The organism is Citrobacter sp. wls708 (assembly GCF_005281255.1).
Lineage (GTDB): Bacteria > Pseudomonadota > Gammaproteobacteria > Enterobacterales > Enterobacteriaceae > Citrobacter > Citrobacter werkmanii.
In genome coordinates, this window is the sequence record NZ_SZXE01000034.1 from 117,934 (window position 1) to 128,277 (window position 10,344).

Below are 10,344 nucleotides of genomic sequence, written 5' to 3' on the forward strand. Positions count from 1 at the left end.
GTAAATTCTGTTAAAGTAAACCACACCGCCGTTTACTTCGCTCTTCAGCCTCCTGATACAGCATAAATTCGTCATATACCCTGCAACCCAGTGCCTCTTCAAACGCGTCGCGACTGGAATTCCCATGGCTGCGAGCCTGAGTTTCATTACCCAGATTTGACTGGAAAATCCCCGCAGCGCTAACCGGTAAGAAATCTTCGTAGGTGATAGGTTGCGCAACCAGCCAGCCGCGCTCAATGAGCGGTTGCGGATCGTCATCCGGGCGAATGGCCTGGCGATGCGCTTCACCTGATGGCGTCAGTCGATAACGAAACCAGGCAAGTCCCTGTTGGCGCAGCAGAAACTCGCTATCCGGGAATGCCTTGAATACCTCCTGAAGATGCAACTGGTGCGTCAGATTGTCTTTTCCCGTTCCCGCTTTATTCAACAGTTCGTCATACAAGGCTCTGCCTTTCGGCGTGAGCGCTACGCCGCGCTGTTCAATCTCGCCAAAACGCGCCGTGTGAGTGCCGCGCATTTCACCGGCAAACAGCACCGGTTCTTCCAGCGCTTTGAAACTGGTCTGACGTAATAAAATCGGCACCTCGCGGCGCGGCGGCCCTTCAATCAATATTTTCGGCTCTATGCCGCATTCCGGCATCATGGACTGTACCCGGTCAATATCCAGCGTGCGCGGCGTCAGATGGTTGATGTGACAACCAGGGAAACACACCACATCGGCAATCAGCCGGTGTTCGTTGTGTAATGCGTGATAGGTCGCTTCATCTACCGTGGCGTGCTGATGCCAGCGGAAGGTTTCCAGTGCTTCATGGACAAACTCCTGCGCCTGCTCAGGCGTAAAACTGCCCTGCGCATCAAACTCATCCAGCAGATCATGACAACGACGAGTGAAAATGTCGCGTTTTGCAAGGATCTCCGCAGCCTTTTGCCGCAGCGCTACGTTCTCGATTAATTCGAGCCGTAATAACGAGGTGAATACCCGAAACGGGTTGCGCGAAAGCGATGCATCGTCGATGGGCCGAAACGCCGTGGAATGTACAGGGACGCCGGCCTGAGAGAGGTCGTAGTAACTCACCGGATACATGCCCATAATGGCAAACATCCGGCGCAGCGTAGCAAGCTCCTGCGCAGTGCCCACCCGGATGGCGCCGTGGCGCTCAACGTTTAGCCGGGCCAGTTCATCCGCATTAGCCAGTTTTTCATGCAGCGTCGGATTATTTTCCAGTACCGCCAGATTCACATCAGCGACAAGTTCCAGCAACGTGCCATACTGCGGTACTTCCTGCTGGTACATTGCTGACATTGCCTGCGAAAATTGTTCCCGAATCTCATCTGCCGTGATGGTGTTCGCCATAATGTCATGCCTCCAGTGAATATTACCTGGAGTGTAGAGAACGCTGCAAAGTCCGGTGGGAAGAATTTACAAAGTGTGACCCCGCGTAAGTTTCCCACCCCATACAGACGGCGAACCGAACCTACTGGCGTGGTTTTAAATGACTTTCCAGCCAGGGGAGCATCTGTTTTTTACGGCTGAGCATACCTTCCACCTTGCAGGGCTGCGGGATGCCAGAAAGCTCAGAACCGGCAAACCACAGACTGGTGTCGCCCAGATTAATATCGGTGAGCATGAGCACAACCAGCGCGGCATTCTTTTCCTGCGCATAGCGCGTCATTTCCTGGCGTAATTCATCCAGCACTGTATCAACCTGCTGCAGCGCGTACAGTTCAAGCTGCGCCACACAGACCTGATGCCCATGGATAGTGAAGGTTTTAATGTCTTTCTGCAGGAGTTCGCGGGCGCTCATCCCTTCCACGCTCGTTTTGGCAGACAGCAGGTCGCGACTGAAGGCGTCCAGGTCTACACCGGCCTTTTGTACCAGCGCATCGACCGCCAAACGATCATCAGCGGTGGTCGTGGGTGAACGAAGCGTGACAGTGTCACTCAACACGGCACCCAGCAACAAAACGGCCTCCGCGGGAGATAACTGGCTACGCTCATCTTCCGACATCAGTTGCCATAACAGCGTCGCGCTACTGCCGACAGGCTTCACCCACACTTCTGGCGGCAGACGGGTGACTAATCCACCGAGTCGGTGGTGATCGATAATCCCCACGACGTTACTGTCTGCCAGCGATTGCGGCCCCTGGGCAGGTTCGGTGAAATCAACCAACCAGACGTCACGATCGGTCAACTCAAACGTCAGCCGTTCAGGAAGTGCCAGCCCCGCTTGCGCAAAGATAAACTGCGTTTCGCGGTTAGGTTCACCCAGACGCCATGCCGTGGCCTGCTGACCGCGTAAGGTAAGCCAACGCGCCGTCATTGCGGCAGTGCAAATGGCATCGCTATCGGGATTAAGGTGTCCTACTACATGTATCATTAATCAGTGCCTTGTGAGAGAAAGGGTGCAAAAGCAAACAATATTTAAAGTATAACGACTGGGTGCATTCCCTTCCATGATCCCACCACCCTGCCTGGCTGTACAAAACACGAGCAAAATAAATAAGTTGTAAGTAAAATACGATAAATGTTAATAATATTTTGCTATCAAGTTATCAAAAACGAACAACTTCACTTGTCACCGACACGGCTCTGTTTTTAACATCGCTTATGGAAAAAAATGTTCTGTTCAATCAGCGCATTCGCTTGCGCCACCTGCATACTTTTGTCGCCGTTGCACAACAGGGAACGTTGGGGCGCGCGGCTGAAACCCTTAATCTGAGCCAGCCGGCCCTCTCCAAAACACTGAATGAACTGGAGCAACTGACCGGTACCCGGCTGTTTGAACGCGGTCGCCTTGGCGCGCAGTTAACATTGCCCGGCGAGCAGTTTCTTACCCACGCGGTGAGAGTACTGGACGCGCTCAATACGGCCGGACAGGCGTTAAACCAGCGCGAAGAGTCGCAGACTGACGTCGTACGGATTGGGGCCTTACCCACCGCTGCGCTGGGTATTCTTCCGGCGGTAATCGGTCCGTTCCATAAGCAGCAAATGGAGACGACGCTGCAAGTTGCCACCATGAGTAATCCCATGATTCTGGCCGGTTTAAAATCGGGAGAAATCGATCTCGGTATCGGTCGGATGGCCGATCCGGAATTAATGGTCGGTCTGAATTACGAGCTGTTGTTTCTTGAGTCGCTCAAACTGGTAGTGCGGCCTAACCACCCGTTGTTGCAGGAAACCATCACGCTGAGTCGGGTGATGGAATGGCCCGTTGTGGTGTCACCAAAAGGAACCGCTCCTCGTCAGCACGCGGAGACACTGCTGCAAAGCCAGGGTTGCAAAATGCCGCCGGGCTGCATCGAAACGCTGTCAGCATCGCTTTCCCGCCAGCTGACGGTTGACTACGACTATGTATGGTTTGTGCCGTCAGGCGCGGTCCGGGAAGATTTACGTCAGGCGACGTTGGTATCATTGCCGATTCCCACCCACGGGGCGGGTGAACCTATTGGCATTCTTACCCGTGTAGACGTGCAGCTTTCTTCTGCCGCGCAAATCCTCATTGGCGCGATACGCAAAACCATACCGTTTTGATACCCAAAATTAAGGGACCATCTGGTCCCTTTTAGCGTGTTAAAACGTTTCCCAGTTATCATCACTGACCGTTGCTGCCTGCAGACTTGAATGGCCCGATATTTTGGTACCAGCAGCGCGCTTTATTGCGCTTCCCCCATTTAAGCGGAATGTACCGACGGCTTCAGTTAAACGTGCTGCCTGTTCTTCCAGCGATGCCGCTGCGGCCGACGCTTCTTCAACCAGAGAGGCGTTTTGCTGCGTCACCTTATCCATCTCCGAAATCGCCTGGCTCACCTGCACAATGCCCCGGCTCTGCTCATCAGAGGCCGCCGCAATTTCCAGCATGATATCGGTCACGCGTTTTACCGCATCGACAATATCCGTCATGGTATTGCCCGCCGCGACCACTTCATCGGAGCCCTGGTCAATGAGTCGTACCGATTCGCTGATCAACCCCTCAATCTCTTTTGCCGCCTGCGCGCTTCGGCTCGCCAGCGTGCGTACCTCACTGGCGACCACGGCAAACCCGCGTCCCTGCTCTCCCGCCCGCGCCGCTTCTACCGCCGCGTTCAACGCCAGGATATTCGTCTGGAAAGCAATGCTGTTTATAACGGCTGTGATTTCAGAGATTTTCTTCGAACTACCTGAGATATTGCCCATGGTTTTCACCACGCCAGAAACCATCTGACCGCCACGACTCGCCTTGCCGGAAGCGTCTTCCGCCAGCTTGCTCGCATGGTGCGCGTTGTCAGCGTTTTGCTTCACCGTAGCCGTTAGCTCTTCCATACTGGCCGCCGTTTCTTCAATCGCCGCGGCCTGTTGCTCTGTACGTGAGGACAAATCGGTATTCCCTGCAGAAATCTCACTGGTACCGCGATAAATTTCCTCTGCCCCCTGGCGCACCGTGCCCACGGTTTTCACCAGCGAATGCTGCATAGTTTGCAGATGACGACTCAGGCGACCAATTTCACTGCGCCCGGTCGGTTCCTCCGGCATGGTCAGGTCGCCTGCCGAAATTTGCTCGATGCGCAGGGCTGCACGTAACAGAGGATGGATAACGGTGCGGCGCAGAACGATAAACGTCATCACGGTGAGCACCAACGCGAGGGCAAATGCGCCGAGCATAAACGCTATACCAAGTTGCGTACGTTGGTGCGCCTGCTCGCTGAGGTTATTCGCCCTGGCAGTACGAATCTCAATGGCTTTCAGCAGCACCTTGTTGTAAGCGGAATCCAGCGGTCTGGCCTGTTCATTTTCATGGTTGATAATCGCTTCAAACATGCCGTTTTTAGCGTATTTCAGCATCGGCTGTAAACCGTCGGTATAGGCTTTGAAACTGGCGCTTAATTCGGCGTCTAACGCTTCATCAGCAGACGTTTTCACCGTACGCGCCATATAAGCATTGAAGCCGTCCTGCGATTGCTTAATCCGTTTTTCTGCCTCGGCGATATTGGCCTTCATGTCATCCATTTCGGCAATACGGCTCGCCGCGCCGGCATGGATCATGTTGATACGTGCGGTGCGTAAGTGGTTAGAGCTGTTAGATAACCCCATCCTGACCTGAATCTCGTCGGTCACGTCGCGCTGATCGCGATCGGCCTGCATAAGAAAATAGCTTGCCAGCCCTGAACTTAAGGCGAACAACAGAAGGATGCCACCGAGAATGGAGGAAAACAGCGGAACCAGTCGGATTTGATGCAGAAATCCCAGTTTATGCTGGGCCTGCATCGATGTTGTGTTGTCCATGACCGTCGACTCTCTTGTAGGGTTTATGCGTGAAAACACGCCCGTTAGATAGTCATCGGCAATCCGTGAGGTTTACTTACCGTAAAAAGCGCCGTATTCGTCACACTTTCACAACATAATTCTAAAAAATTCAGGAAAGTGCCAGCGGATAAATCCGCTGGCCAATGAATCAGTTATCGCCAAAGTGGATAACGGTACGGATGGACTTACCCTGATGCATTAAATCGAATGCTTCGTTAATCTGCTCCAGCGGTAAGCGATGGGTGATAAACGGATCCAACTGGATTTTTCCGCTCATCGCTTCTTCGACCATTCCCGGGAGTTGAGTGCGCCCTTTCACGCCGCCAAACGCCGAACCGCGCCAGACTCGCCCGGTAACCAGTTGGAACGGACGCGTTTTGATTTCTTGTCCGGCGCCTGCCACGCCGATGATGATGCTCTCGCCCCACCCTTTATGGCAGCATTCCAGCGCCGCACGCATCACGTTAACGTTGCCGATACATTCAAAGCTGAAGTCCACACCGCCATCGGTAAGCTCAACAATCACATCCTGAATCGGTTTATCGTAATCATTCGGGTTGATGAAATCCGTCGCGCCCATTTCACCCGCCAGTTTGAATTTCTCCGGGTTGGTATCAACGGCCAGAATACGTCCGGCTTTCGCCTGCACCGCGCCCTGAATCACCGCCAGGCCGATACCGCCAAGACCAAATACGGCCACGGTATCGCCTTCTTTCACTTTCGCGGTGTTATGTACTGCCCCGATCCCGGTAGTGACGCCACAGCCCAGCAGGCACACTTTGTCCAGCGGAGCCTGCGGGTTAACCTTCGCCAGTGAGATCTCCGCGCAAACGGTATATTCACTGAAGGTACTGGTGCCCATATAGTGATAAATCGGCTCGCCGTTATAGGAGAAGCGAGTCGTGCCATCCGGCATCAACCCCTTGCCCTGGGTGGCGCGTACAGCCTGACACAGGTTGGTTTTCCCTGATTTACAGAACTTACACTCACCGCATTCTGCCGTGTACAGGGGGATGACATGGTCGCCCGCTTTCAGGCTGGTGACGCCTTCACCCACTTCAACCACAATACCGCCGCCTTCATGGCCAAGCACCGCCGGGAACACCCCTTCCGGATCGTCGCCTGAGAGCGTAAAAGCGTCAGTATGACACACGCCAGTGTGGGTAATTTTAACCAGAACTTCACCTTTCTTTGGCGGTGCGACGTCGATTTCGACAATTTTTAGCGGTTGGCCGGGGCCAAATGCAACTGCTGCACGTGATTTCATTGGTCTCTTCCCATTATTGCGAGGTGATGGTGTTATTTTAGATAAGCGCGAAGAAGATGGCCGATTTCAGCCATACGCACGGCTCGCTGGTCTGGCGTTGTCTCGCCGCTGACCAGTTCGTCTTTCAGGTGGATCTCCACCATTTCGCCCATCAGGCCATTGGATGCGCCGCGTACAGCGGCAATTTGTTGCAGGATCGCAAGGCACGGTTCGCCGGACTCCAGCGCCCGCTCAAGCGCGTCAACCTGACCGCGAATACGGCGAACACGGGTGAGGATACGTTTTTTATCTTCAGGTGAATGTGGCATACGCCCTCCAGATACTATAGGGGGGTATACTATCAGAATTTTTACATATTTGTAAAATATAAGAATTATTAAATATCATAGAATTATGTTAAGTCGCTATCAGCCATATGCGGACATATGCAGTCTTTTCTATGCCCCCATTTATGCCCCCTAGGGCGTTTTTGCCCCTAAAATCTGCGCCCCGGATTCCTAAAAATGAGGTTAGTCGGAAATCACCGTCCCCAGACGAACGCCCGTTACAGCAGCAGTTGTGCCGGTGCTGATAATAACATTCCCGTTGGCGTCAGGTTTTTTGCCGTTTACCGTGAGAGTTAGTGGGTATTCCACGCCGCCGACCACAACAACCAGATCGTTTGCTGTTGTACACTCAAACCGCCAGCGTGATTTACTCCCACTCAGGAGTAGAGGCTGGTTAATCGCGACTTAGCAGACAAACGTGGGAAGCATAGCACCCACCATAAATAGGAGTTGAAACAACTAGTTACTTTTGTAAAATTAGCAGACACGCCCAGGGAAGGTACAGCAAACACAGAAGCCTCAGTGCTACATGGAACTATATAATAACCATAAAAAATCGCGCGTTAGTTAACGGTTTCCTTCATTAAAGGTGTTGTCATGTCTCAAGAGCCCACTGCAGGCCAATTTTTTTGGGGTATTATTCTTTTTGTTATCACTGCTATTCCTCTTGGATGTATCGGAGTTGCTATGCTGGTGATGGCGCAAGGGATAGAGCGTTGGTCTGGTCTTGTTTTCTTAGCTGTTGCTTTTGGCATTAGCCAGAGTATCTGGAGAAAACTGTCTGGAAAATAACTAAGAAACCACAGATCAAAGCAGGATTATTATCCTGCTTTTTTATTGTGCTATGTATCTGCGAACACGGCGCGGGTGTCCAGTTTGTTAAACCAGAACATGCGGGGGCCGCAACACACGTCCAAAATGGTTTGCTGTAACATCACTCCCCCCTTAATGGCTATACCAGAGGCGTGGCAAGCGTTCTTAAATTTCACCTCACACTTCAGGCGACACACGTTATAAATTGCAGCCAAGTCAGATGGGTCGAATTCATTGTTGATATAATCGTCGAGTGTTTTTCTGGGTGGCATAATTAGCGAAATACTTCTCGTCTCCAGTTCGGTTAGCCCCCGGAACGACCACCAGCTCTTTATCTTTACTACCAACGGCCTTAAAAGCGTCTTCGGCAAAATAACGTGAGTGCGCTTTTTCACCCGTTAAGATCAGCACAGGAACAGTAATTTCATTGGCGTATAGCAGCGGCATATTCATAAACGACAGGGGCATTTACGCTGGTCGCAACGGCCTAACACGTGTATCCATTGCTGCGTCATTTAATGCCATCCCGCCCCAACCGCAGATACCAAGTAAGCCGATGCGATTGCGATCCACTTCTTTTGCACGCTTATCCGGGTTCTGCAACGTTACAGTCAGCGTCTGGATGGTTCATTTCTGTATTACCCGCACCGTAACGTGTCACCTGCCCTGCGAGCCGTCATCGATACATTAAAAATTTGAATCAGCAGGTATTAAGACTCACCTGACGCGCAGTAAATCAGTAAAACGCGTCGTATAGCGAGGTGAGAGCATCTCTCGTTTCATTTGCCACGGCTGTTCAATCCCCTGTCCGGCAAACCAGATTGTCCCACGTCCCTTTTTATTCAACCGATCAATCACCATCATTAATTCCGCGCTGTGGCTCCGGGGTGCGTTGCCATCAAACAGATTCAGTTGCGCCACGCCAGAACTGAAAAAATCGCCCAACATCACACCCGCTTTTTGATAATGTTGCCCCTCTCGCCAGATAGCGTCCAGGCTGCGCGTTGCCGCACTCATAATTTCCCGGGTGTCCTGAGTCGGGATCAGCAGTTTTACCGACGCGCTGTTAGCGTAATAAGATTCCTTCAGGGCAAATGGACTGGTTTTGATAAACACAGAGATAAACCGACAGAACTGATGCTCCCCGCGCAGCTTTTCCGCCGCACGTGAGGCATAGGTGCAAATCGCTTCACGCATCGCGTTGTAATCCGTGAGTTTTTCACCAAACGATCGTGAACAGACGATTTCCTGTTTAACCGGCGCAAACTCTTCCAGCGCCAGGCACGACTCACCGCGCAATTCCCGTACGGTTCGTTCAAGAACTACGTTGAAGTGTTTGCGAATAAAGCGAATGTCGGTATCAGCCAGGTCACGGACGGTTTTAATCCCCATCGCGTCCAGTTTTTTACTGATACGGCGGCCCACGCCCCACACTTCACCGACAGGGAGTGCGGCCATCAGCTTACGCTGGTGGTCAATATTTGATAAATCCACCACTCCGCGAGTCTGTTGCGGCCATTTTTTGGCGGCGTAATTCGCGAGCTTTGCCAGCGTTTTGGTCTGGGCGATGCCAACGCCAACCTGAAGGCGTGTTTTCTGTAGAATTGTGGCCCTGATTTCGAGACCAAAATCCGTCAGATCCCTACAATTTCTTACTCCCGTCAAATCGCAGAATGCCTCATCAATACTGTACCTTTCCACATGTGGAGAGAGGTCTTCCAGGATAGACATGACCCGACTGCTCATATCCGCATACAGTTCATAGTTGGAACTAAAACACACCACGCCGTAGCGCCGAAACAGATCTTTCTGTTTGAAGTACGGAGCGCCCATTGTGACGCCAAGCGCCCGAGCCTTCGCGCTACAGGCGATAACACAACCGTCGTTATTGGAAAGAACGACAACCGGTTTGTCTTTCAGATCGGGCCGGAATGCCATCTCACAACTGGCGTAAAACGAATTAACATCCACCAGGGCAAACATAATCAGCCAGCCGCCTTAACGATAAAGGTCACCACGCCAAAGATATCCAGCGAGTCCTCGCTGCCGATGATAATGGGCGCGTAGGTTCTGTTCTCTGGCTTGAGCATCACAATTGGATGCAATTGCAGACGTTTAACGGTGAATTCTCCCTCAATGGCGGCAATCACGATGTCTCCATGAGCCGGGTTTCTGGCGCTGTCGACAATCAGCAAATCACCCTCACCGATCCCCGCCCCGACCATAGAATCACCCGATGATTTTACAAAATAGGTTGCGCTGGGATGCTGTACCAGCAGGTCATTGAGATCGATACCTTTCTCAACGTAATCCTGCGCCGGAGAAGGAAAACCACAGGGCACAAGGTCGCTGAACAGGGGAAAATTTTTCGTTTGTCGACGTTTTGCAGGCTGGAAAAACAACATAATAATCGGCCTCTCACTTAACTGTATTTATATACAGTAGTTTTAATGAGGACGGCGATCAAGTGACGAGAGTAGCGAACTGGGTATTGTTTAATCATCTCGTCGGTAAGCTTTTATCGTGTCTGGAAAAATAATTTTTTGTTTTATTCCGCAGAGGAAGATGTTCATTTAACCGGAACGATAAGGACGGTATTGGCGTAGGTAATAAACATGCTATTTCAGGGAAAGGGTTCCGTTCACCTCATGTTCATC

At 52.0% G+C, this 10,344-nt stretch carries 9 protein-coding genes and 3 pseudogenes; 3 read left to right on the forward strand and 9 right to left on the reverse strand.

Features of this window, described 5'->3' with window-relative positions; all coding sequences use genetic code 11:
- Nucleotides 1-10 precede the first annotated feature (10 nt).
- On the reverse strand, nt 11-1,354 hold the full coding sequence (locus FDW97_RS19170) for a VOC family protein (protein ID WP_137351485.1): 1,344 nt from the start codon (nt 1,352-1,354) through the stop codon (nt 11-13).
- 121 nt (nt 1,355-1,475) lie between these two features.
- Nucleotides 1,476-2,378 (reverse strand): manganese-dependent inorganic pyrophosphatase, encoded by a 903-nt coding sequence (locus FDW97_RS19175; protein WP_137351486.1) that lies wholly within the window; start codon nt 2,376-2,378, stop codon nt 1,476-1,478.
- Between the two features lie 230 nt (nt 2,379-2,608).
- Between FDW97_RS19175 and FDW97_RS19180 the strand changes: the two genes are divergently transcribed.
- Nucleotides 2,609-3,532, forward strand: a complete 924-nt coding sequence (locus tag FDW97_RS19180) for a LysR substrate-binding domain-containing protein (protein ID WP_038640774.1) — start codon at nt 2,609-2,611, stop codon at nt 3,530-3,532.
- 39 nt (nt 3,533-3,571) lie between these two features.
- On the opposite strand, the gene FDW97_RS19185 is transcribed toward FDW97_RS19180, so the two are convergent.
- From FDW97_RS19185 to FDW97_RS19195, 3 genes are all read right to left on the reverse strand, one after another.
- A complete protein-coding gene (locus FDW97_RS19185; protein WP_085048150.1) occupies nt 3,572-5,260 on the reverse strand; it encodes a methyl-accepting chemotaxis protein in 1,689 nt (562 codons plus the stop codon).
- Between the two features lie 169 nt (nt 5,261-5,429).
- The gene (locus FDW97_RS19190) at nt 5,430-6,548 is read right to left on the reverse strand and encodes an S-(hydroxymethyl)glutathione dehydrogenase/class III alcohol dehydrogenase (RefSeq protein WP_038640779.1); all 1,119 of its coding nucleotides are present in this window, start codon (nt 6,546-6,548) and stop codon (nt 5,430-5,432) included.
- Between the two features lie 32 nt (nt 6,549-6,580).
- Entirely contained in the window at nt 6,581-6,856 is a 276-nt protein-coding gene (locus FDW97_RS19195; protein ID WP_003833178.1) for a metal/formaldehyde-sensitive transcriptional repressor, read from the reverse strand.
- Nucleotides 6,857-7,471: 615 nt separating this feature from the next.
- Between FDW97_RS19195 and FDW97_RS19200 the strand changes: the two genes are divergently transcribed.
- A complete protein-coding gene (locus FDW97_RS19200; RefSeq protein ID WP_042308241.1) occupies nt 7,472-7,666 on the forward strand; it encodes a hypothetical protein in 195 nt (64 codons plus the stop codon).
- Nucleotides 7,667-7,722: 56 nt separating this feature from the next.
- On the opposite strand, the pseudogene FDW97_RS23670 reads toward FDW97_RS19200, so the two are convergent.
- Nucleotides 7,723-7,809: pseudogene (locus FDW97_RS23670) on the reverse strand (SAM-dependent methyltransferase); the annotation flags it as partial.
- A 181-nt stretch (nt 7,810-7,990) separates the two neighbouring features.
- Nucleotides 7,991-8,266: pseudogene (locus FDW97_RS19210) on the reverse strand (alpha/beta hydrolase); the annotation flags it as partial.
- 3 nt (nt 8,267-8,269) lie between these two features.
- Here FDW97_RS19210 and FDW97_RS19215 point away from each other — a divergent pair.
- Nucleotides 8,270-8,386: pseudogene (locus FDW97_RS19215) on the forward strand (LysR family transcriptional regulator); the annotation flags it as partial.
- Nucleotides 8,387-8,404: 18 nt separating this feature from the next.
- Here FDW97_RS19215 and FDW97_RS19220 read toward each other — a convergent pair.
- Complete coding sequence (locus FDW97_RS19220) at nt 8,405-9,670, reverse strand: Y-family DNA polymerase (protein ID WP_137351487.1); 1,266 nt, start codon at nt 9,668-9,670, stop codon at nt 8,405-8,407.
- A gap of 2 nt (nt 9,671-9,672) precedes the next feature.
- Nucleotides 9,673-10,092, reverse strand: a complete 420-nt coding sequence (locus tag FDW97_RS19225; RefSeq protein ID WP_137351488.1) for a translesion error-prone DNA polymerase V autoproteolytic subunit — start codon at nt 10,090-10,092, stop codon at nt 9,673-9,675.
- Between the last annotated feature and the right edge of the window lie 252 nt (nt 10,093-10,344).